This is a genomic window from Hydrogenophaga sp. FG152 (assembly GCF_057809615.1).
In genome coordinates this window covers 22,068-43,463 of the sequence record NZ_JBMDKH010000013.1, presented here as the reverse complement: position 1 = coordinate 43,463, position 21,396 = coordinate 22,068, and the positions used below count along the sequence as shown (strand labels likewise).

Below are 21,396 nucleotides of genomic sequence, written 5' to 3'. Positions count from 1 at the left end.
ACCGAAAGCCCACCATGCCCTCCCACCTGTTCCGCCCCCTTGAACTCGGCCCGCTGCAGCTGCCCAACCGCCTGGTGATGGCGCCGCTCACACGCAGCCGCAGCAGCCAGCCCGGCAACGTGCCCAACGCGCTCATGGCCACCTACTACGCGCAGCGCGCCGGTGCCGGCCTGATCGTGTCCGAAGCGACCCAGATCTCGCCGCAGGGCCAGGGCTACAGCTTCACGCCCGGCATCCACAGCGAGGCCCAGGTGGACGGCTGGCGCCGCGTGACCGACGCGGTGCACGCGGCGGGCGGGCGCATGGTGCTGCAGCTGTGGCACGTGGGCCGCATGTCGCACCCCAGCTTCCATGCCGACGGCCTGCCGCTCGCGCCCTCGGCCCTCTCGCCCGACGCCAAGGTCTGGGTGATGGGTGAGGACGGCGTGGGCCGCATGGTGGACGCCCCGGTGCCGAGGGCGATGACGCTGCAGGACATCCAGCGCACGATCGGCGACTACCGCCGCGCCGCCGCCAACGCCATGCGCGCCGGCTTCGACGGCGTGGAGATCCACGGCGCCAACGGTTACCTGATCGACCAGTTCCTGCGCACCACCTCGAACCACCGCACCGACGCCTACGGCGGTGGCATGCCGCAGCGCACGCGCTTCGCCGCCGAGGTGGCCGCTGCCGTGGCCAGCGAAGCCGGCGCCGAGCGCACCGGCATGCGGCTGGCGCCCTACATCACCCAGCGCAACATGGACTGCCCCGAGATCGTGCCCACCATCCTGCACTTGGCGAAGCAGCTGGACGAGATCGGCCTGGCCTACCTCCACCTGGCCGAAGCCGACTGGGACGACGCGCGCCAGGTGCCCGACGCCTTCCGCCACGACCTGCGCCGCGCCTACCAGGGCCGCGTGATCGTCGCGGGCAAGTACGACGCGCCGCGCGCCGAGGCCATCCTCCAGAGCGGGCTGGCCGACCTGGTGGCCTTCGGCCGCTCCTTCATCGCCAACCCCGACCTGCCGGCTCGCCTGGCCGCCAACCTCCCCCTGGCCGCGCTCGATCCGGCCACACTGTTCGGCGGCGGCGCGCGCGGCTACACGGACTACGCTGTCGCGGCCTGAATGCCTCCCTCTGTCACCTCCTCTGAAAGCAAGACCATGAAAGCCGTTGGATACCAGAAGCCCCAGGCCATCAGCGCCGCCGACTCGCTGATCGACATCACCCTGCCCGAGCCCGTGGCCACGGGCCGCGACCTGCTGGTCGAGGTGAAAGCCGTGTCGGTCAACCCGGTGGACACCAAGGTGCGCAAGAGCAGCGCGCCGGCCGAGGGCGAGGCTTACAAGGTGCTGGGCTGGGACGCCAGCGGCATCGTCAAGGCCGTGGGGCCGGAGGTCACGCTGTTCCAGCCGGGCGACCGCGTCTGGTACGCCGGCTCCATCGCGCGCCCGGGCACCAACAGCGAGCTGCACCGGGTGGACGAGCGCATCGTCGGCCACATGCCGAAGTCGCTCGATTTCGCGCAGGCCGCGGCGCTGCCGCTCACCGCCATCACCGCCTGGGAGATGCTGTTCGACCGCCTGGGCGTCGCCCCCGGCAAGGCGCCCAGCGCGCAGACGCTGCTCATCATCGGCGCCTCGGGCGGCGTGGGCTCCATCCTCACGCAGCTGGCCACGCGGCTGACCGGCCTCACCGTCATCGGCACCGCCTCGCGGCCCGAGACGCAGGCCTGGGTGAAGGCGCTGGGCGCGCACCACGTGATCGACCACGGCCAGCCGATCGCCGCCGAGTTGAAGCGCATCGGTTTCCCCCAGGTGGACCACATCGTGAGCCTCACGCAGACCGACGCGCACTTCGACCAGATCGTCGAGGCCATCGCGCCCCAGGGGAAGTTCGGCCTGATCGACGACCCGGCCTCGCTGGACGTGACCAAGTTCAAGCGCAAGTCGGTCTCGGTGCACTGGGAGCTGATGTTCACGCGCGCGCTGTTCGGCACGGCCGACATGGTCGGCCAGCACCGCCTGCTCAACGAGGTGGCCGCGCTGGTCGACGCCGGTCTGATCCGCACCACGCTGGCCGAGCACTTCGGCCCCGTCAACGCCGCCAACCTCAAGCGCGCCCACGCCCTGATCGAGTCGGGCCAGGCGCGCGGCAAGGTGGTGCTGGAAGGCTGGGCCTGAGGCTTTCCTAGCGCCTGGTCGCCTTCTTGTGCGCCGCGCGGGGCGTGGCGTCGGCGGGTGGCGACACGGTCTCGAAGAACGCGTGCACCATGCGCGCGCTGCGCCGCTCGGCCAGGCACAGCACGTGCGCGTAGGTGAAGATGTCCGCGTCGCTGATGCTCACCAGGTGCAGGCCCGGGCCGGGCACGAACTCCACCGTGGACACGGCGGCGATGCCGATGCCCTGTGACACGGCCTCGCGGATCACCTCGCGGCTGCTGATCTCCATCACCACCTCGGGCGCCACGCCGGCCTTGTTCAAGGCCTGCTCCAGCGCCTTGCGCGTGGTCGAGCCCTGCTCGCGCAGGATCATGCGCTCGCCCTGCAGCTCGGCCAGCCGGATGCTGCGGCGCCGCGCGAAGCGGTGCTCGCTGGCGGTGAAGATGCCCACCGGGTGGCGGCTGAACGGCACCGAGAGGAAACGGTCGTCCTTCACCAGCTGCGCGAGCACGCCCACGTCGGCGCGGTAGTCGAGCAGGCGGTCCAGCACGTCCTGCGAGTTGCCGGTGCTCACGCTGACCTTGATGTCGGGGTAGTGCTGGCTGAAGTCCGCCAGCATCCGGGTCACGTGGTACGGCCCCACGGCGGCCACGCGCAGCTGGCCGGTGCGCAACTCGCCCGCGTCGCGCAGCAGGCTCACCGCGTCGCCCTCCAGGCTGAAGATGTTCTGCGCCAGCTGCATCAGCTGTTCGCCCAGCTGCGTGAGCTGCACGCGGCGCCCGCTGCGGTGGAACAGCTCCACCTTGTAGCTCTCCTCGAGAAAGCGCACCTGCGTGGTGATGGTGGGCTGGCTCACGTGCAGGTGCTCCGCGGCCTTGGTGAAGCTGCCCATGCGGGCCACGGCGTAGAAGGATCGGAGCTGGGTGAGTCGCATAGAAAAATTGTATAGAACTCCGCCAATCTTTGAATTGGTCGCAGACCAGCGGCGGTGGTTTACTGACGTCCAGAGCAGTGCAGGAGTCGCCAGAACCACCGAATGCTCGTGATTTTTCATCGTTGTCACAGGCGCGTCACACCCGGCTGAAAAACTCCAAGCCGGGCACTTCCGCCCAGCCAAAGATGGAGAAATTTCATGCCCCTACAAACCCCCGGAGACAAGCTCATGATGAATCGCAGAAAGGTGCTGATCGGCACCGCCGCCACCGTGGCCGGCACGCTGGCCTTCCCGGCCCGCTCGCAACAGGTGCTCACCGTCGGCCTGATCCCGTCGGAAGATTCCCGCGCCATGATCGCCAACAGCCAGAAGATGATGGACATGCTGTCCGCCGCGCTGGGCATGCCGGTCAAGCCCTTCGTGGCGGCCGACTACAACGGCGTCATCGAGGCGCTGCGCTCCAAGCGCCTGGACGTGGCCTACCTCGGCCCGTTCTCCTACGTGCTCGGCGCCACCATCGCGCCCATCGAGGCCTTCGCCGTGGCCGAGACCAAGAAGGCCGGGCGCACCTTCTATCACAGCCAGGTCATCGCGCACAAAGACAGCGGCATCAAGACCGTGGCCGACCTCAAGGGCAAGACCTTCGCCTTCGTCGACCCCAGCTCCACCTCGGGCCACCTGTTCCCCAAGGCCGGTCTGATGAAGGCGGGCTTCGACACCGACAAGGACTTCGGCCGCGTGATCTTCTCGGGCTCGCACGACTCCAGCGCGATCGCGGTGCAGAACAAGAAGGTGGACGCCGCCGCCATCGCCGACCGCATCCTGGACGCCGCCATCGCCAAGGGCCTGGCCAAGCGCGAGGACCTGGTCGAGGTGTGGAAGTCCGACCCCATCCCCGAGTCGCCCACCGTGTGGCGCACCGACCTGCCGGCCGACCTCAAGAAGCGCGTGCAGGCCGCCTTCCTGCAGGTCAAGGACATCCCGTGGTCCGACCAGGGTCAGCTCAACGGCTTTCACCCCACCAACGACGCGGCCTACAACGTGATCCGCGACACCGCCAAGCTGCTCAACCTCGATCTGAGGAAGATGAAATGATCGAGATCCGCAACCTCACCAAGCGCTATGGCGACTTCGTGGCCTTGCACGACGTCAGCCTGAGCGTGGCCAAGGGCGAGTTCGTCGTGATCCTGGGCGCCTCGGGCGCGGGCAAGTCCACGCTGCTGCGCTGCATCAACCACCTCGCCGAGCCCTCGGGCGGCGAGATCCGGGTGGACGGCGAACTCTCGCGCGGCGACCGCGCCGGCCTGCGCAAGGTGCGCCGCGACGTGGCCATGATCTTCCAGCACTACAACGTGGTGCCGCGCCTCTCGGTGCTGAAGAACGTGCTCACCGGCCGCCTGGGCTCCATGCCCGCGCTGATGTCGTGGTTCCAGCTGTTTCCGCGCGAGGACATCGACGCCGCGCGCGAATGCCTGCACCGCGTCGAGCTCGAACACAAGGCCGATGTGCGCACCGACACGCTCTCGGGCGGGCAGAAGCAGCGCGTGGGCATCGCCCGCGCGCTGGCCCAGCACCCCAAGGTGATCCTGGCCGACGAGCCCGTGGCCAGCCTGGACCCGAAGACCTCGCGCAAGGTGCTGCGCTACCTGCAGCAGGCCAGCCGCGACTCCGGCATCACCGTCATCTGCAACCTGCACCAGGTGGACTACGCGCGCGAGTTCGGCCAGCGTGTGATCGGCGTGGCCGGTGGCCGCATCGTGTTCGAGGGCCGTCCCGACGAACTCACCGACGAGGTGCTGCAGCGCATCTACCCCGGTGGCCTTGAAGGCCCCACCCCGCCCGAAGCACCGGCGGCCTCGGTGGCCGTGCCGACCCCTGTCGCGGCGCACGCCGCTCCCCAACTGGCTCTGGAGCAACCATGATCGGCATCGGACGCTACAACCTGCTCGTCGCCAAGAGCGGCGGCAACGACGGCTGGTGGAAATACGCCGTCACCGGCCTGGCCCTGCTCGCCGTCATCTGGTGGGCCGCCATCGGCAGCCAGGTCAGCTTCAGTGAGCTGGTCAAGGGCGCACCCTGGATCAGCGACTTCCTCTCGCGCATGTTCCCGCCCAACTGGGAATTCGCGTCCAAGCTGGTCACGCCCGCCATCGAGACCGTGCAGATCGCGATCTGGGGCACGCTGCTGGCCTTCGTGCTCGCGGTGCCGGTGTGTTTCCTGGCCGCGCGCAACCTCTCGCCGCACCCCGTGGTGTTCCACTTCATGCGCCAGGTGCTCAACATCATGCGCGGCATCAACGAGATCATCCTCGCGCTGATCTTCGTCGCCGCCGTCGGTCTGGGCCCGTTCCCGGGTGTGCTGGCCCTCGCGCTGCACGGTGCCGGCATGCTGGGCAAGTTCTTCGCCGAGTCCATCGAGGACATCGACCAGGGCCCGATCGAAGCCCTGCGCTCCACCGGCGCGGGCCCGATCCAGATCATCATCTTCGGCGTGCTGCCGCAGGTGGTCACAACCTGGATTGCCGTCATCCTCTACCGCTTCGAGACCAACCTGCGCCAGGCCACCGTGCTGGGCATGGTGGGCGCGGGCGGCATCGGCTTCGAACTGGTGGGCAGCATGAAGCTGTTCCAGTACCAGGACACGGCCACCTGCATTCTCGTGATCGTGGCCATGGTCATGACCGCCGATTACGTTTCCAGCAAGCTTCGCGCTTGGATCCAACAAGGAGCACGTTGATGGCCCCGGACCAATTCAAACTCAAGGTCAATCACCGCGAGTACCACAAGCCGGCGCAGCCGGTGGTGGTGGTGTGTGTCGATGGCTGCGAGCCCGACTACATCACGCAGGCCATCCAGGCCGGCGTGGCACCCTTCATGAAGAAGATGCTCGCCAAGGGCACTTCGCTGGTCGGCGACTGCGTGGTCCCCAGCTTCACCAACCCGAACAACCTGTCCATCGTCACCGGCGCACCGCCCTCGGTGCACGGCATCTGCGGCAACTACTTCCTCGACACCGCCCTGGGCAAGGAAGTGATGATGAACGACCCGGCCTACCTGCGTGCCGAGACGCTGCTGGCCGCGTTTTCCCGGGCCGAGGCCAGCGTGGCCGTGGTCACCGCCAAGGACAAGCTGCGCACCCTGCTGGGCCACCAGCTGCTAGGCGGCATCTGCTTCTCGGCCGAGAAGGCCGACAAGGCCACCGTGGCCGACAGCGGCATCGACCGCGTGCTCGAGCTCGTGGGCAAGCCCGTGCCCTCGGTCTACAGCGCCGACCTGAGCGAGTTCGTGTTCGCCGCTGGCGTGAAGCTGCTGGAGACGCGCCGGCCCGACCTGATGTACCTCTCCACCACCGACTACGTGCAGCACAAGTGCGCGCCCGGCACCCAGGGCGCGAACGACTTCTACGCCATGATGGACGGCTACCTCGCCCAGCTCGACGCGCTCGGTGCGGTGATCGCGCTCACCGCCGACCACGGCATGAGCCCCAAGACCGATGCCGCCGGCCAGCCGCGCGTCGTCTTCCTGCAGGAGGTGCTGGACGACACCGCCGGTGCCAGCGGCAGCCGCGTGATCCTGCCCATCACCGACCCCTACGTGGTGCACCACGGCGCGCTCGGTTCCTTCGCCACCGTCTACCTGCCGCGCGGCGCCAACGCCCGCACCATCGCCAGCGCCCTGATGAGCCACGACGGCATCGAAGCCGTGCTCACGCGCGAGGAAGCCGCCGAGCGCTTCGAGCTGCCGCCCGACCGCATCGGCGACCTGGTGGTGATCTCCGACCACCTCACCGTGCTGGGCACGCGCGCCTCGGAGCACGACCTCAGCGGCCTCACCGTGCCGCTGCGCTCGCACGGCGGCCTGTCCGAGCAGAAGGTGCCACTGCTGTTCAACCGCAAGCTGCAAGGCCTCATCCCCGGGCGCCGGCTGCGCAACTTCGACATCTTCGACCTGGCGCTCAACCACGCCGTTCTCACGACCGCCTGAAGGCCTTTCATGACCTCGAACTACTTCAATCCCGTGCACAGCGTGTACGGGGCAGGGGCCCTGTTGTCGCTGCCGAAGCTGCTGGGAGGCCGCAAGGCCGCGCTGGTGACCTTCCCCGAGGCGCGCCAGCTCGGCCTGCTGGCCCGGCTGGAGGGCGTGCTCGGCGCCCAGCTGGCCTGCGTGATCGACCAGGTGCTGCCCAACCCCGATGTGGCCGAACTCGCCGCGACCCACGAGGCCTTCTGGCGCGCGCACGCCGACGTGGAGGTCATCGTGGCCGTGGGCGGTGGCAGCGCCATCGACACCGCCAAGGCGCTCATGGTCGGCACCGCCAGCGGCCGCTTCCAGGAACTGGTGGACCTGCTGGCCACCGGCGCGGCTTTCACCCCGCACGCGGTCAAGACTCTGATCGCCGTGCCCACCACCGCCGGCACCGGCAGCGAAGTCACGCCCTGGGCCACCATCTGGGACCGTGAAAGCCAGAAGAAGTACTCGCTGCACCTGCCGCAGACCTGGCCCAGCGCGGCCATCATCGACCCCGAGCTCATGCTCTCGCTGCCGGCCTCGGTCACGCTGCAGAGCGGGCTCGATGCCTTGTCGCACGCGCTCGAATCGATCTGGAACGTCAACGCCAACCCGATCTCGGACGCCTTCGCGATCTCCGCCGTGGGCGACATCCTGGACGTGCTGCCGCGCCTGATGCGCGAGCTCGGCAACCTGGAGCTGCGTGGTCGCATGGCGCTGGCCGCGCTCAAGGCCGGCATGGCGTTCTCCAACACCAAGACGGCGCTGGCGCACTCCATCTCGTACGAGATGACGCTGCGCTACGGCCTGCCGCACGGCATCGCCTGCTCGTTTCCCTTGCCCATGGTGCTGGCGCGCGCCATCGGCCGCCGCGCAGACCGCGACGCGGTGCTCGAACAGGCGCTGGGCGGGCCGCTGGCCAACGCACCCGTGCGCCTGGCCCGGTTCATCGAACAGTTCGGCGTCAAGACCCGTTTCAGCGACTACGGCGTGAGCGACGAGGAAGCCGAACAGATGGTGCGGCACGCCCAGGGCGGCGCGCGCGGCAAGAATTTCATTGGCAGCGCCGAGGAGACCCTGGCATGAACGCACGCAGCCCCCTGCGCGACAGCGAACACTTCCGCGCCGAGGCGCTGCGCATCGGCGGCGACCGCATCACTCGCGAGCGCACGCTCGACGTGATCAACCCCTACAACCGCGAGCGCGTGGGCACCGTGCCCCTGGCCACGCTGGACGACGTGCGCCGCGCGTACCACATCGCCCGGTCCTACCAGGCCACGCTCACGCGCTACGAGCGCTCCAGCATCCTGCAGAAAGCCTCGGCCCTGCTGCGCGCGCGCGCCGAAGAGGCTTCCACGCTGATCACGCTCGAATCCGGCCTGTGCAGGAAGGACTCGATGTACGAGATCGGCCGCGTGGCCGACGTGCTGGTGTTCGGCGCCAACGAGGCCTTGCGCGACGACGGTCAGGTGTTCTCCTGCGACCTCACGCCGCACGGCAAGAAGCGCAAGGTCATCACGATGCGCGAGCCGCTGCAAGGCGTGATCACCGCCATCACGCCGTTCAACCACCCCATGAACCAGGTGGCGCACAAGGTGGTGCCCAGCATCGCGACCAACAACCGCATGGTGCTCAAGCCGTCCGAGAAGGTGCCGCTCTCGGCCTACTTCCTGGCCGACATCCTGTACGAGGCCGGCCTGCCGCCCGAGATGTTCCAGGTGGTCACTGGCGACCCGCGCGAGATCGCCGACGAGATGCTGGTCAACGAGCACGTGGACCTGATCACCTTCACCGGCGGCGTGCCCATCGGCAAGTACATCGCGCAGAAAGCGGGCTACCGCCGCATCGTGCTCGAACTCGGCGGCAACGACCCGCTGATCGTGATGGAGGACGCCGACCTCGACAAGGCCTCCGACCTCGCGGTGCAGGGCTCGTACAAGAACTCCGGCCAGCGTTGCACGGCGGTCAAGCGCATGCTGGTGCAAGCCTCGGTGGCGGCCGAGTTCACCGAACTTGTCGTCGAGAAGACGCGGCGCTGGAAACACGGCGACCCCATGGACGGCGGCATGGACATGGGCACCGTGATCGACGCCGCCTCCGCCGAGCGTTTCCAGGGCCTGGTCAACGAAGCCGTGTCGCAGGGCGCGCGCCTGCTCACCGGCAACCAGCGCGAAGGTGCGCTCTACGCGCCCACGGTGCTGGACAACGTGCGGCCCGAGATGACCCTGGTGCGCGAAGAAACTTTCGGCCCGGTCTCGCCCATCATCGCGTTCCGCGACATCGACGAAGCCATTCGCATCTCCAACGGCACGGCCTACGGCCTGTCCTCGGGCATCTGCACCAACCGCATGGACCACGCCACGCGCTTCGCCAAGGAGCTGGTGGTGGGCACGGTGAACGTGTGGGAGGTGCCGGGTTACCGCATCGAACTCACGCCCTTCGGCGGCATCAAGGACTCGGGCCTGGGCTACAAGGAAGGTGTGCAGGAGGCCATGAAGTCCTTCTGCAACGGCAAGACCTTCACCCTGCCGTGGTGAACAGCCCCTTAGAGTGCCGGTGAACCGCCCGGCTCGCTGAGCCGGTTCCCCCAGCCCTCCACCGTCTCGCGCAGCATGCGCGCGACGATCTTGCTCGCTGGCGTGAGCTGGCCCTGTTTCGGCAGGGCCAGCGTCACGTGGCGCCGCAGGTCGGGGTTGACCACGCGCGAGGCGCGCAGCCGGCCCGCGCGCAGCTCGGCGTCGATGGAGAACGGCCCGAGCAGCGAGTACAGCCCGCGCGTGTGGGCCACCAGTTCGCGTTGCACGCGCAGCGAATCGGCCTCCACCTCGGCCTGCAGCACGAAGCCCTTGCTGCGCGCCGTCTCGTCCAGCACCGCCCGCCAGTGCGCGGGCCGCCGAGGCAGCACCAGGCGCAGCCCGGCCAGGCGCGCGAATTCGAAGGTGTCGTTCTGCGTCAGCGGGTCGTCCGGGCGCGACACCAGGTAGGTGCCGGCCACGGCCAGCAGCTGCTCGTCCGCGCTGGTGGGCTTCTGGTAGCGGAACAGGATGGCCATGTCCACGCTGCCCATGTCCAGCAGTGCGTCCAGCTCGCCGCCCTGGCCCTCGCGCACGTTGAGCTTGATCTTCGGAAACTCGGCCTGCAGGCGCAGGAACACGTGGGTGATCAGCGGGTGCGCCGCCGAGGGCAGGATGCCCAGCCGCACCTCGCCCATGGGTTCGCCGGCATCGACGCGGATGTCGGCCAGCAGCTGGTCCGTGTCGCGCACCCAGCCGCGCACGCGCGCCTCCACGTGGCGGCCCAGGTCGGTCAGCGTCACGCCGCGCCCGGTGCGCCGGAACAGCGCGCCGCCGCACTGTTTCTCCAGTTCGCCGATCTGCCGGCTGATGTGCGACTGCACCGTCTGCCGCAGTGCCGCCGCCTTGGTGAAGCTGCCGAGCTCGGCCACTTCAAGGAACAGGCGGAAGTCGTTCGGGTTCATCGGGAGTCTCCGGTTGAGGCATGCTTTTTTGGGCATGTCTGAAATCTCGGTTTGCATTCTAGGCAGATGGCGGGTGCTTTTCTAGACTGCGTTCCCATCACCCCACGGAGACACCCGCCATGCGTTTTGCCAGCTTCGAGGTCGACGGCCGAGCCACCTACGGGGTGGTCGGCGCCGATGGCCGCCACACCCCTGTTCCCGCCGCGTTCCAGGCCCGCCACGCCGACCTGAAGGCCGCCATTGCCGCCAACGCACTCGGTGAACTCAGCAGCCTGGGCGGCCCCTCGCTCGCGCCCGACCAGCTGCGCCTGCTGCCGGTGATCCCCAACCCCGGCAAGCTGATCTGCATCGGCCTGAACTACAAGAGCCATGTGGCCGAGACCAAGCGCGCCGACAGCGAGTACCCCTCGATCTTCCTGCGCTTCAACGACACCCTGGCCGCGCACGGCGACGAAGTGCTGCGCCCCGTGTTTTCCGACCGCTTCGACTGGGAAGGCGAACTCGCCTTCGTCATCGGCCAGGGCGGCCGCGACATCCCGAAAGACAAGGCCTTCGACCACATCGCCGGCTACGCCTGCTTCAACGACGTGAGCGTGCGCGACTGGCAGAAGCACACCCACCAGTTCACCCCCGGCAAGAACTTCCCCGGCACCGGCCCCTTCGGCCCCTACATGGCCACGCGAGACGAAGTGCCTGACGTGACGAAGCTGCTGCTGGAAACGCGCCTGAACGGCACCGTGGTGCAGCACGCCAGCGTGGGCGACCTGATCTTCGACATCCCCACCATCGTCAACTACGTCTCGCGCTTCACGCCGCTCTCGCCCGGCGACGTGATCGCCACCGGCACGCCCGGCGGCGTTGGCGACCGCCGCGAGCCGCCGCTGTACATGAAAGAAGGCGACGTGGTCGAGGTCGAGATCACGGGCCTCGGAGTTCTCCGCAACCCCATCGGCGTCACGGCCTGATCCGCGACACAACACCATGAGCAACACCCACCTCACCCCGCACGACGCGCGCCTGCGCGTCGCCGTCGACATCGGCGGCACCTTCACCGACATGGCCGCCTTCGACGAAGTCACCGGCCAGCTGCTGTTCGGCAAGGCCCTGTCCACCCACGGTCAGCTGGTCAACGGCATCCAGGCCACGCTGGACAGCGCCGACATCGACCTGCGCGACGGCCACCTGTTCCTGCACGGCTCCACCATCGCCATCAACACGCTGCTGGAGCGCAACGGCGCCAAGACCGCGCTGCTGATCACCGAAGGCTTTCGCGACATCTACGAGATCGGCCGCGTGAACCGGCCCGACGCCTACAACCTGTTCTTCAACAAGCACGAGCCGCTGGTCAAGCGCTCGCTGCGCTACGAGGTGGCCGAGCGCCTGCGCGCCGACGGCAGCACGCACAAGGCGCTGGACGAAGACGCGGTGCGCGAGCTGGCGCGCGAACTCGGCGGCAAGGACATCGAGGCCGTGGCCGTGCTGCTGCTGCACTCGTACCGCAACCCGGCGCACGAACAGCGCGTGAAACAGATCCTGCAAGAGGAACTGCCGGGCGCCTTCGTCTGCGCCTCGCACGAACTCAGCCAGGAATACCGCGAGTTCGAGCGCGTCTCCACCGCGGTGGCCAACGCCTACGTGGGCCCGCGCGTCTCGGCCTACCTCGGCCAGCTGGAAGACCACCTGAGCAACAAAGGCTTCAAGGGCGACTTCTACGTGGTGCAGTCCACCGGCGGCCTGTTCCCCAGCGAACATGCCCGGCGCGATTGCGTGCGCATGCTCGAGTCCGGCCCGGCGGCCGGCGTGATCGGCGCGCAGGCCATCTGCGCGCAGCTCGGCATGGGCGACGCCATCGCCTTCGACATGGGTGGCACCACCGCCAAGGCCGGCGTGATCAGCGAAGGCCGGCCGCTGACCACTGGCAGCGCCCTCATCGGCGGCTACGAGCGCGCCCTGCCGATCCAGATCCCGATGATGGACATCCACGAGGTCGGCACCGGCGGCGGCTCCATCGCCCGCGTGGAAACCGGCAACGCGCTGCGCGTGGGCCCGCAGAGCGCGGGCTCCATCCCCGGCCCCGTGGCCTACGGCCGTGGCGGCACCGAACCCACCGTGACCGACGCCAACCTCGTGCTCGGCCGCCTCGACGCCGACCACTTCCTGGGCGGCGAACTCAAGCTCGACCTCGCCGGCACGCAGCGCCAGATGGAAGAGCGCGTGGCCAAGCCCCTGGGCCTGGACGCCACCGCCGCCGCCGACGGCATCCTGCGCATCGCCGTCACCCAGATGTCGCACGCCGTGAAGGCCGTCACCACCGAGCGCGGCCTGGACGCCGGCAGCTTCACCATGGTGGTCTACGGCGGCGCCGGCCCGCTGCACGCCTCGGCCATCGCGCGCGAGATCGGCATCCGCAAGGTGCTCATTCCCTACGCGCCGGGTTATTTCTCGGCCTACGGCATGCTGTTCTCCGACCTGCGCTACGACTACGTGCGCTCGGTGTTCCGCAAGCTCAACGACGTGTCCTTCGACGAAATCGAAGCGCTCTACAAGGGCATGGAAGACGAAGGCCGCGCCGCGCTCGCCGCCTCGGGCATCACGCCCGACGGCATCGTCATCGAACGCGCCGCCGACATGCGCTACGTGGGCCAGGAGCACGCTGTCACGGTGGACCTGCCCGGTGCGTTCTTCGTGGACAAGGACCGCTCGGCCATCAAGAACCACTTCGACCAGGTGCACAAGGTGCGCTACGGCACCTCGGCGCCCCAGGAAGCGGCCGACCTCGTGAGCCTGCGCGTGACCGTGCTCGGCACCATGAAGAAGCCGCCGCGCCACCACGTGGACGAAGGTGCGGCACAGCCCGAAGCGGCCGCCCTGCGCGGTACCAAGCCGGTGTACTTCCGCGCCGGCGGCTGGGCCGACACGCCGGTCTACAAGCGCGACGCGCTGCGCGCCGGCAACGTCATCGCCGGCCCGGCCCTGATCGAAGAACACGCCTCCACCACCGTGGTCCAGCCCGGCGACGAACTGCGCGTCGACGGCCTGGGCAACCTGCAAATCGCCATCGGGAGCGACCGCTCATGAACACACGAGACAACCTGCCCAGCACGACGGTTGACCCCGTCACCGTCGAGATCATCCGCAACGGCCTCTTCGCCGTGACGGAGGAGATGAAGACCAACCTCACGCGCACCGCGTACAACCTCATCATCTATGAGGCGCTGGACTTCACGGTGGGCCTGTTCACCAAGGAAGGCGACACGGTCTCCATCGGCCTGGGCCTGCCCATGTTCATCCGTGGCATGGCCGAGACGGTGAAGGCGAAGATCAAACACTTCGGCTACGAGAACATCAAGCCGGGCGACATCCTCGTCACCAACGACGCCTACACCACCGGCAGCCACCTGAACCACTTCACCTTCACCATGCCGGTGTTCCACGAAGGGCAGCTCGAAGGCTTCACCTGCTGCATGGCGCACTGGCTCGACGTGGGCGGCACCCTGGGCAACGTGACCACCGACATCTTCAGCGAAGGCATCCAGATCCCGATCGTGAAGTACCAGCGCGAAGGCGTGGTCAACCAGGACCTGGTCGACATCATCGCGATGAACGTGCGCATGCCCGAGCGCGCGCTGGGCGACCTGCGCGCGCAGATCACCGCCATCACCACCGGCGAGCGCCGCTATGTGGAGCTGCTGCAGCGCTACGGCGCCGACGCGGTCAACGGCTCGATCCGCCAGATCATGGATTCGAGCGAAGCCGTGGCGCGCAAGAACACGCTGTCCATCCCCGACGGCGTGTACGAAGCCGAGTCCTACATGGACGACGACGGCCTGGAGATCGGCAAGCGCATCCCCATCCGCGTCAAGGTCACCGTGAAAGGTGACGAGATGACGGTGGACCTGTCCGACGTGAGCAAGCAGGTGCGCGGCTTCTACAACTCCGGCTTCACCACCGGCATCGCCTGCGCGCAAGTGGCCTACAAGTGCCTCACCACGCCCACCGACTACCCGGTGAACGACGGCAGCTTCCGCTCGCTGAAAGTGATCATGCCCATGGGCACCGTCATCAGCGCCGAGCGCCCGTACCCGATGCGCGTGTGGATGACCTTCCCGATGACGGTAATCGACACCATCTTCAAGGCCCTTGCGCCCGCGATTCCCGACCGCGCCATCGCCGGCCACCACGCTGACCTGGTGTTTCCCAACATCCACGGCATCTCGCCGGAGGACGGCCGCTTGTTCATCGTCGGCATCGGCCCGCTGGGCGGCGGCTGGGGCGCCAAGAGCACGGAAGACGGCGTGTCCGTTACCGTCTGCATCAACGACGGCGACACCCACAACAGCCCGACCGAACAGCTCGAAGCCAAGTACCCGGTGCTGGTCGAGAAATACGAGATCCGCAAGGACAGCGCGGGTGCCGGCAAGTACCGTGGCGGCCTGGGCGCGGAGATGGTGGTGCAGGCGCTCTCGCCCTTCACCGTCACCACCCGCATCGACCGCGTGCACTGCAAGCCCTGGGGCCTGGAAGGCGGCGGCGACGCCATGGGCAACGGCTTGGCCGTGCGCCACAAGGGCGTGTGGAAGGAGGACCACCTCAACGCCAAGATCTTCAACGTGCGCCTCGAACGCGGCGATGCCTACAAGATGCTCTCGGGCGGCGGCGGTGGCTTCGGCAGCCCGCTGGAGCGCGAGGCCGAGAAGGTGGCCGAGGACGTGCGCGAAGGCTATGTGAGCGCCGAGGTGGCGCGCGAGGTCTACCGCGTGGCGCTCGATGCGCAACAGCAGGTGGACGAGGCCGCCACGGCCCGCCTGCGGGCCTGACATGGACGCCGCCACCGTGGCAGCCGCCGACCCCCGCGCCGCCCGCCTGCTGGGTCTGTGGAGCCGCCTGAGCGCCCAGCACGTCACGCTGGGCTCGGGTTGCGGCTGCGGCGTGGGCGGGGTCAGCGTCTCGCTGCAGGACTTCGAGCTCGACATCGCCGACTACCTCTGGGCCGAGAGCGAGCGCCTGGGCGTGTCCAGCGTGGAAGCTTTCCTGCTGCAGCCCGGGCCGATCGCCGAACAGCCCCAGCCGGTGATGAACCTGCTCACGCGCCTGGAAGCGGGTGAGGCCGACGAGGCCGATGCCGACTGGCTGCTCACGCGGCTGGCGCGCACGCTCGAATCCTTCGCCAAGCTGCACGGCCCCATGGGCACCGCGACATGAAAGCCGTGCCCGTCACCGTGCTCACCGGCTTCCTGGGCAGCGGCAAGACCACGCTGCTCAACCGCCTGCTGCGCGCGCCCGGCATGCACGGCACGGCCGTGGTCATCAACGAATTCGGCGCCGTCGGGCTGGACCACGACCTCGTTGACCACACCGAAGAGAACATGGTGCTGCTGGCCAACGGCTGCATCTGCTGCACCATCCGGGGCGACCTGGTGGAGGCCTTCGAGCGCCTGGCCGCCACGCCCGCCGCCCAGCGAGGCGAACTGCGCCACGTGGTGCTGGAAACCACCGGCCTGGCCGACCCCGCGCCCATCCTGCACACCCTCATGGGCGACCCGCGCCTGCACGGCACCTGGCGGCTCGCCGGCGTGGCCTGCACCGTGGACGCGTGCCACGGCATGGCCACGCTCGACCAGCACCCCGAAGCCGTGAAACAGGCCGCCGTGGCCGACCGCCTGCTGCTCACCAAGACCGACCTGCAGCCCGTGCCCGAGGCGCTCATGCAGCGCCTGCGCGACATCAACCCGCTGGCCGAGATCCGCACCGATGCCGGGGGCGCGCTGTCGGCCCTGCAAGCGCTGCTGGTGCGGCCGGCGCCCGCCTTCACCGCGCTGCCCGACGCGGGCCGCTCCGACTTCTTCCCCGCCTCCGCACCCGATGCGAGCCGCCACGACGACCGCATCCGATCGCACGTCATCGTGCGCGAGCAACCGCTCTCGCGCGAGGGCTTCTTCGCCTGGCTGGACATGATCGCGAAGATGCGCGGCGACGACCTGCTGCGCGTCAAGGGCATCGTGCACCTGGACGACGACCCGGAGCACCCGCTCGTCATCCACGGCGTGCAGCACCTGTTCCACCCGCCCGAGACGCTGCCCCGCTGGCCCAGCGACGACCGGCGCACGCGCATCGTGTTCATCACGCGCGGCATCGATGCCGAAGACATCGACGCCACGCTGAGCGTTTTTGAACGGCGCCGCACGCGCCGAGCCCCTGCCCCTCAACCCGATTGACACAACCCCCAAGGAGACAAGCATGAAGTTGAAGATGAAGCACTGGATGACCGGCCTGGCCCTCGCCGCCGTGGGCGTGGCGCCCGCCCTGGCCCAGGGCAAGTTCCCCGACAACATGATCAAGCTCATCGTGCCCTTTGCAGCCGGCGGCGGCGTGGACGGCGCGGCGCGCCTGCTTGCCAAACAGCTGCAGACCGACCTGGGCGTGACCGTGGTGGTGGACAACCGCGCCGGCGGCAGCGGCACCATCGGCGGCAAGGCGGTGCAGACCGCGCACCCCGACGGCTACACCCTGCTGTTCTCGGCCGCCACGCACGTGCTCGCCAGCCACGTGCTGGCCACGCCGCCCTACGACCCGGTGACCGACTTCGTGCCCGTGGCCCGCACCGGCGAAGCGCCGCTGCTCATCGTGATCCCGCCCACCGCGCCGCAGAAGAACCTGCGCGAAGTGATCGACGCGGCGGGCAAAGGCGGCAACAACTGGAACGCCGCCATCCCAGCGCTCGGCGCGCCCAGCCACCTCGCCACGCTGCTGCTGGCCAAGCAGGGCAAGGTCAGCTTCACCATGACGCCCTACCGGGGCACCGCGCCCGCCGCCACCGACGTGGCCGGTGGCCACGTGCAGGTGCTGGTCGATTCCATCATCTCGCTGCAACCCATGGCCAAAGGCGGCCGCGTGAAGCCCATCGCCCAGACCGGCGCCAAACGCAGCAGCGTCGCGCCCGACGTGCCCACGGCGGCCGAGAGCGGCTACCCGGGCCTGGTGTACGTGTCGTGGTACGGCGTGTGGGCACCCAAGGGCACGCCGGACGACCGCGTGCAGTTCCTCAACAAGGCCATCAACAAGGCCACGGAAGAACTGGCCAAGGCCGGCTCGCTCGCCTCGCTGGGCGTGGAGCCGGTGGTGGAGTCGGTGGACACCTTCCGCAAGTACATCGCGACCGATGTGGCGCAGAGCGCGGGATTGTTGAAAGAGGCAGGATTCAAGCCGGAGTGAGGGCCTGCGCGAATCGCCCCGCGCCCGCTCAGAACACCGACAGCCCGGTGCGCGCGGCGAACAGTTCCAGCGCCTGCATGCCCAGCAGCGAGTTGCCCGTGGCATCCAGCGCGGGCGACCACACGCACAGGCTCAGGCGATCGGGCACCACCGCCACGATGCCCCCGCCCACGCCGCTCTTGCACGGCAGGCCGATCCGGAACGCGAACTCACCTGCCGCGTCGTAGGTGCCGCAGGTCAGCATCAGCGCGTTGATGCGGCGCGTCTGGCGCTCGCTCAGCAGGGACTCGCCGCTGAACGGGTGCCGGCCGTCGCGGCACAGGAAGCCGGTGGCGCGCGCCAGTTGCAGGCAGCTCATGCGCACCGCGCAATGGTGGAAATAGGCGTCCAGCACGGCCGCGACGTCGTTGTCGATCTTGCCGAAGCTCTTCATGAAGTTGCCCAGCGCGATGTTGCGAAAACCGGTCGCGGCCTCGGACGCCGCCACCTCCTCGTCGAAGTGCACGGGCTCGTTGCACAGGCTGGACACCAGCTCCAGCATGGCCGCCTTGGGATCGCCCTGGCTGACCAGCCGGTCCGTGACGGCGATCGCGCCGGCGTTGATGAAGGGGTTGCGCGGCGTGCCCTGTTCGGCCTCCAGCTGCACCAGCGAGTTGAAGGGGTTGCCCGAGGGTTCCCGCCCGATGCGTTCCCACAGGCGCTCGCCCATGGCGCGCATGCCCAGGGTCAGGGCGAAGAGTTTGGAAATGCTCTGGATCGAGAAGGGGGTGGTGCTGTCGCCGGCCTGCGCCTCCTCGCCGTCGCAGGTGCGCAAGGCGATGCCGAACTGCGCCGCCGGCACGCGCGCCAGCGCGGGAATGTAATCGGCCACCCGGCCCTGCGCCCCCAGGGCCGGGCGCAGGGTGGCGACGATGTCCTCGAGGATGGGCTGGAATGGCATGGCGACGATTGTCGGTCAGCGCGCGCCGAGCGCCGCCGCCAGATGGGGTGCCGTCGGGCTGGCGGGGCAGGCCGCCACCGCATCGGGCGTGCCCGCCACGACGATGCGGCCGCCTTCATGGCCGGCGCCCGGCCCCACGTCGATCACCCAGTCGCTGGCGGCCACGACGCGCATGTCGTGCTCCACCATCACCACCGTGTTGCCGGCGTCCACCAGCGCATTCAGCTGCGCCATCAGCCGATCCACATCGGCGGGATGCAGGCCGGTGGTGGGCTCGTCGAGCACGTAGAGCGTGTCTCCCCGGTTGGGCCGCTGGAGTTCCGTGGCCAGTTTGATGCGCTGTGCCTCGCCGCCGGAGAGTTCGGTGGCCGGCTGCCCCAGCCGCAGGTAGCCCAGGCCGATGTCCTGCAACAGTTTCAACGGGCGGTGGATCGCCGGGTCCTGCTGGAAGAAGGCCACGCCTTCCTCCACCGTCATGGCCAGCACCTGGGCGATGTTCTTGCCGGCATGGGTGATCTGCAAGGTTTTCTCGTTGTAGCGCTGCCCGCCGCAGGTGGCGCAGGGTGCGTACACGCTGGGCATGAAGAGCAGTTCCACGTGGACAAAACCTTCGCCTTCGCAGGTGTCGCAGCGCCCGCCCGGCACGTTGAATGAAAAGCGCCCCGCGCCCCAGCGCCGCGACCGCGCCGCCGGCTCGGCCGCGAAGCGTTTTCGCACCGCATCGAACAGGCCTGTGTAAGTGGCGAGGTTGGAGCGCGGCGTGCGGCCGATCGGTTTCTGATCGACCCGCACCAGGCGGCGAAAGGCGTCGGCGCCGGCCTCGATCCGGCCGCCGCTCACCACCGCCGCCGCGCTGCCGGGCTCGGTGTCCTCGGTCTCGCCCGTGTCGCGTTGCGCCGGTTCATGGCCCAGGTGGTCCGCCATGAGGTCGACCAGCGCATGGCCCACCAGGCTCGACTTGCCCGAGCCGGACACCCCGGTCACGGCGGTCAGCACGCCGAGGGGAAAAGCCGCGTCGAGACGGTGCAGGTTGTTGCAGCTGACGCCGCTCAGTTGCAGCCAACCCTGCGGTGGGCGCGCCGCCCGCCTGCGCCGTGGAGGCGCGGCGAAGAGGTGCCGCGCGGTGTGGGAGTCCGGCACGCGGCGCAGGCCCGCCGGCGGACCGCTGTACAGCACGCGCCCGCCGTTCTCGCCCGCTTCGGGGCCCACGTCCACGATCCAGTCGGCGTGTTTCATCACCGCGAGATCGTGTTCGACCACGAAGAGCGAGTTGCCGGCGCGCTTGAGGCGGTCCAGCGCCGCCAGCAGCGCCACGCCGTCGGCGGGGTGAAGGCCTGCCGAGGGCTCGTCGAGCACATAGAGCACGCCAAAGAGATTCGCGTGGATCTGCGTGGCCAGCCGCACGCGCTGCAGTTCGCCCGACGACAGGGTGGGTGTCTGCCGGTCGAGCGAAAGATAGCCCAGGCCGATGTCCTCCAAGGTCTTGACGCGCTCCAGCACGTTCTGGGCGATCCGCTGGGCGGCGATGCGTTTCTCTTCCGAGAGGTGGGGCGTTCGCCGCACGTCGGGCGCGCCTTCATGACCCGGGCGCGGGGCCACGGCCCGGCCGGCGCGGCCCCTGGGGGTGGCCGTTGGCGCCGAGGGGGATGCGAGCCGGCCGGCGGCCGCCGGTTCAAGCACCTGCGCGAGCCGCGTCAATGGCAAGCGGGAGAGCTCGCCGATGTCCAGGCCGGCGAAGGTCACCGAGAGCGCCTCTGCCTTCAGGCGCTTGCCCTGGCACGAAGGACACACCGTGCCGGACATGAAGCGCGCCACGCGGCGCTTCATCAGTTCGCTGGAGGTCGTGGCGAAGGTCTGCAACACGTACTTGCGCACGCCCGTGAAAGTACCCTGGTAGCTCGGCTCCATCTTGCGGCGCAACGCGGCCCGCGTCTCGGCCGGGGTGAAGCCGGCGTACACCGGCACGGTGGGCTGCTCTTCGGTGTACAGGATCCAGTCCCTGTCTTTCTTGGGCAGATCGCGCCACGGCGTGTCGACGTCGTAGCCCAGCGTGACCAGGATGTCGCGCAGGTTCTGCCCATGCCAGGCGGGCGGCCACGCGGCGATGGCGCGTTCGCGGATGCTCAGCGTGTCGTCGGGCACCATGGCCTTCTCGGTCACGTCGTAGACGAATCCCATCCCCTGGCAGACCGGGCAGGCACCCTGGGGCGTGTGGGGCGAAAAGTCTTCGGCGAACAGCATGGGCTGGCCCGGCGGGTACAGGCCTGCGCGCGAGTACAGCATGCGCAGCATGTTGGAGATCATGGAGACCGAACCGAGCGTGGAGCGCGAGCCCGCCGAGCCCCTGGGCTGCTGCAGCGCCACGGCAGGCGGCAGGCCCTCGATGCTGTCCACATCGGGCGTGCCGACCTGGTCGATCAGCCGGCGCGCGTAGGGCGATACCGAGTCGAAGTAGCGCCGCTGCGCCTCGGCATAGACCGTGCCAAAGGCCAGCGAGGATTTGCCGGAGCCTGAGATGCCGGTGAAGACGACCAGCGCGTTGCGGGGCGCGTCGACATCCACGTTCTTCAGGTTGTGTTCGCGTGCGCCGCGCACGCTCACGAACTCGGAGGTTTTGTTCACTGGCGCACTCTTGAAGTTGCCGGATCAAGCGAGGGTCCGGTGACATACAGCTTGACACGGT

The 21,396-nt window shown here is 68.9% G+C and carries 18 protein-coding genes; 14 read left to right on the top strand and 4 right to left on the bottom strand.

The window, feature by feature from the left end; translation table 11 throughout:
- Positions 1-14: 14 nt before the first annotated feature.
- Together ACODTB_RS16120 and ACODTB_RS16115 are read left to right on the top strand one after the other, a co-directional pair.
- Complete coding sequence (locus tag ACODTB_RS16120; RefSeq protein WP_291111685.1) at positions 15-1,106, top strand: alkene reductase; 1,092 nt, start codon at positions 15-17, stop codon at positions 1,104-1,106.
- Positions 1,107-1,142: 36 nt separating this feature from the next.
- Positions 1,143-2,162 (top strand): zinc-binding alcohol dehydrogenase family protein, encoded by a 1,020-nt coding sequence (locus tag ACODTB_RS16115; protein WP_488929479.1) that lies wholly within the window; start codon positions 1,143-1,145, stop codon positions 2,160-2,162.
- 7 nt (positions 2,163-2,169) lie between these two features.
- Here the strand turns inward: ACODTB_RS16115 and ACODTB_RS16110 are convergent, their stop codons facing one another.
- Positions 2,170-3,075, bottom strand: a complete 906-nt coding sequence (locus ACODTB_RS16110) for a LysR substrate-binding domain-containing protein (protein ID WP_291111689.1) — start codon at positions 3,073-3,075, stop codon at positions 2,170-2,172.
- Between the two features lie 231 nt (positions 3,076-3,306).
- On the opposite strand from ACODTB_RS16110, the gene phnD reads away from it, so the two are divergent.
- Genes phnD through phnY form a run of 6 tightly spaced genes read left to right on the top strand, consistent with a single transcriptional unit; the run spans position 3,307 to position 9,620 of the window.
- Positions 3,307-4,170 carry a phosphonate ABC transporter substrate-binding protein gene (gene phnD, locus ACODTB_RS16105; protein ID WP_291111717.1) on the top strand — a complete coding sequence of 288 codons (864 nt, stop codon included), beginning with the start codon at positions 3,307-3,309 and terminating at the stop codon, positions 4,168-4,170.
- Positions 4,167-4,997 carry a phosphonate ABC transporter ATP-binding protein gene (phnC, locus tag ACODTB_RS16100; RefSeq protein WP_291111691.1) on the top strand — a complete coding sequence of 277 codons (831 nt, stop codon included), beginning with the start codon at positions 4,167-4,169 and terminating at the stop codon, positions 4,995-4,997. The genes phnD and phnC overlap by 4 nt, the downstream gene beginning before the upstream one ends.
- Positions 4,994-5,812: a phosphonate ABC transporter, permease protein PhnE gene (gene phnE / locus ACODTB_RS16095; protein ID WP_291111693.1), complete on the top strand. Its 819-nt coding sequence runs from the start codon at positions 4,994-4,996 to the stop codon at positions 5,810-5,812. The genes phnC and phnE overlap by 4 nt, the downstream gene beginning before the upstream one ends.
- Positions 5,812-7,059, top strand: coding sequence for a phosphonoacetate hydrolase (gene phnA / locus ACODTB_RS16090; protein WP_291111695.1), 1,248 nt, complete (start codon positions 5,812-5,814; stop codon positions 7,057-7,059). The genes phnE and phnA overlap by 1 nt, the downstream gene beginning before the upstream one ends.
- Before the next feature lie 9 nt (positions 7,060-7,068).
- Positions 7,069-8,169, top strand: coding sequence for an iron-containing alcohol dehydrogenase PsrA (psrA, locus tag ACODTB_RS16085; RefSeq protein WP_488929478.1), 1,101 nt, complete (start codon positions 7,069-7,071; stop codon positions 8,167-8,169).
- Positions 8,166-9,620, top strand: coding sequence for a phosphonoacetaldehyde dehydrogenase (phnY, locus tag ACODTB_RS16080; protein ID WP_291111699.1), 1,455 nt, complete (start codon positions 8,166-8,168; stop codon positions 9,618-9,620). Before psrA ends, phnY begins: the two co-directional genes overlap by 4 nt.
- 8 nt (positions 9,621-9,628) lie before the next feature.
- On the opposite strand, the gene ACODTB_RS16075 is transcribed toward phnY, so the two are convergent.
- Positions 9,629-10,561: a LysR family transcriptional regulator gene (locus ACODTB_RS16075; protein WP_291111701.1), complete on the bottom strand. Its 933-nt coding sequence runs from the start codon at positions 10,559-10,561 to the stop codon at positions 9,629-9,631.
- Between the two features lie 119 nt (positions 10,562-10,680).
- Here ACODTB_RS16075 and ACODTB_RS16070 point away from each other — a divergent pair, with 119 nt between their 5' ends.
- The 6 genes from ACODTB_RS16070 to ACODTB_RS16045 are packed head-to-tail and all read left to right on the top strand — an operon-like array spanning position 10,681 to position 17,773.
- Positions 10,681-11,526, top strand: a complete 846-nt coding sequence (locus ACODTB_RS16070) for a fumarylacetoacetate hydrolase family protein (RefSeq protein WP_291111703.1) — start codon at positions 10,681-10,683, stop codon at positions 11,524-11,526.
- Between the two features lie 16 nt (positions 11,527-11,542).
- Positions 11,543-13,639, top strand: coding sequence for a hydantoinase/oxoprolinase family protein (locus tag ACODTB_RS16065; protein WP_291111705.1), 2,097 nt, complete (start codon positions 11,543-11,545; stop codon positions 13,637-13,639).
- Positions 13,636-15,378 carry a hydantoinase B/oxoprolinase family protein gene (locus ACODTB_RS16060; RefSeq protein ID WP_291111707.1) on the top strand — a complete coding sequence of 581 codons (1,743 nt, stop codon included), beginning with the start codon at positions 13,636-13,638 and terminating at the stop codon, positions 15,376-15,378. Before ACODTB_RS16065 ends, ACODTB_RS16060 begins: the two co-directional genes overlap by 4 nt.
- A 1-nt stretch (position 15,379) precedes the next feature.
- On the top strand, positions 15,380-15,763 hold the full coding sequence (locus ACODTB_RS16055; protein WP_291111709.1) for a hypothetical protein: 384 nt from the start codon (positions 15,380-15,382) through the stop codon (positions 15,761-15,763).
- Positions 15,760-16,776 carry a CobW family GTP-binding protein gene (locus tag ACODTB_RS16050; RefSeq protein WP_291111711.1) on the top strand — a complete coding sequence of 339 codons (1,017 nt, stop codon included), beginning with the start codon at positions 15,760-15,762 and terminating at the stop codon, positions 16,774-16,776. Before ACODTB_RS16055 ends, ACODTB_RS16050 begins: the two co-directional genes overlap by 4 nt.
- Before the next feature lie 22 nt (positions 16,777-16,798).
- The gene (locus ACODTB_RS16045; RefSeq protein WP_444687756.1) at positions 16,799-17,773 is read left to right on the top strand and encodes a Bug family tripartite tricarboxylate transporter substrate binding protein; all 975 of its coding nucleotides are present in this window, start codon (positions 16,799-16,801) and stop codon (positions 17,771-17,773) included.
- Between the two features lie 28 nt (positions 17,774-17,801).
- Here ACODTB_RS16045 and ACODTB_RS16040 read toward each other — a convergent pair whose 3' ends face one another.
- Together ACODTB_RS16040 and ACODTB_RS16035 are read right to left on the bottom strand one after the other, a co-directional pair.
- The gene (locus tag ACODTB_RS16040; RefSeq protein WP_488929477.1) at positions 17,802-18,713 is read right to left on the bottom strand and encodes a glutaminase; all 912 of its coding nucleotides are present in this window, start codon (positions 18,711-18,713) and stop codon (positions 17,802-17,804) included.
- Between the two features lie 15 nt (positions 18,714-18,728).
- Positions 18,729-21,335 (bottom strand): excinuclease ABC subunit UvrA, encoded by a 2,607-nt coding sequence (locus ACODTB_RS16035; RefSeq protein ID WP_488929476.1) that lies wholly within the window; start codon positions 21,333-21,335, stop codon positions 18,729-18,731.
- Positions 21,336-21,396 lie beyond the last annotated feature (61 nt).

Bases quoted from the DNA above. Each gene is read 5' to 3' on its own strand.
- ACODTB_RS16055 (WP_291111709.1), top strand. From the start codon at position 15,380: ATGGACGCCGCCACCGTGGCAGCCGCCGACCCCCGCGCCGCCCGCCTG.
- ACODTB_RS16050 (WP_291111711.1), top strand. From the start codon at position 15,760: ATGAAAGCCGTGCCCGTCACCGTGCTCACCGGCTTCCTGGGCAGCGGC.
- ACODTB_RS16060 (WP_291111707.1), top strand. From the start codon at position 13,636: ATGAACACACGAGACAACCTGCCCAGCACGACGGTTGACCCCGTCACC.
- ACODTB_RS16115 (WP_488929479.1), top strand. From the start codon at position 1,143: ATGAAAGCCGTTGGATACCAGAAGCCCCAGGCCATCAGCGCCGCCGAC.
- ACODTB_RS16045 (WP_444687756.1), top strand. From the start codon at position 16,799: ATGAAGTTGAAGATGAAGCACTGGATGACCGGCCTGGCCCTCGCCGCC.
- ACODTB_RS16065 (WP_291111705.1), top strand. From the start codon at position 11,543: ATGAGCAACACCCACCTCACCCCGCACGACGCGCGCCTGCGCGTCGCC.
- ACODTB_RS16075 (WP_291111701.1), bottom strand. From the start codon at position 10,561: ATGAACCCGAACGACTTCCGCCTGTTCCTTGAAGTGGCCGAGCTCGGC.
- phnA (WP_291111695.1), top strand. From the start codon at position 5,812: ATGGCCCCGGACCAATTCAAACTCAAGGTCAATCACCGCGAGTACCAC.
- phnE (WP_291111693.1), top strand. From the start codon at position 4,994: ATGATCGGCATCGGACGCTACAACCTGCTCGTCGCCAAGAGCGGCGGC.
- phnD (WP_291111717.1), top strand. From the start codon at position 3,307: ATGAATCGCAGAAAGGTGCTGATCGGCACCGCCGCCACCGTGGCCGGC.
- phnY (WP_291111699.1), top strand. From the start codon at position 8,166: ATGAACGCACGCAGCCCCCTGCGCGACAGCGAACACTTCCGCGCCGAG.
- ACODTB_RS16120 (WP_291111685.1), top strand. From the start codon at position 15: ATGCCCTCCCACCTGTTCCGCCCCCTTGAACTCGGCCCGCTGCAGCTG.
- ACODTB_RS16040 (WP_488929477.1), bottom strand. From the start codon at position 18,713: ATGCCATTCCAGCCCATCCTCGAGGACATCGTCGCCACCCTGCGCCCG.
- ACODTB_RS16070 (WP_291111703.1), top strand. From the start codon at position 10,681: ATGCGTTTTGCCAGCTTCGAGGTCGACGGCCGAGCCACCTACGGGGTG.
- phnC (WP_291111691.1), top strand. From the start codon at position 4,167: ATGATCGAGATCCGCAACCTCACCAAGCGCTATGGCGACTTCGTGGCC.
- ACODTB_RS16110 (WP_291111689.1), bottom strand. From the start codon at position 3,075: ATGCGACTCACCCAGCTCCGATCCTTCTACGCCGTGGCCCGCATGGGC.
- psrA (WP_488929478.1), top strand. From the start codon at position 7,069: ATGACCTCGAACTACTTCAATCCCGTGCACAGCGTGTACGGGGCAGGG.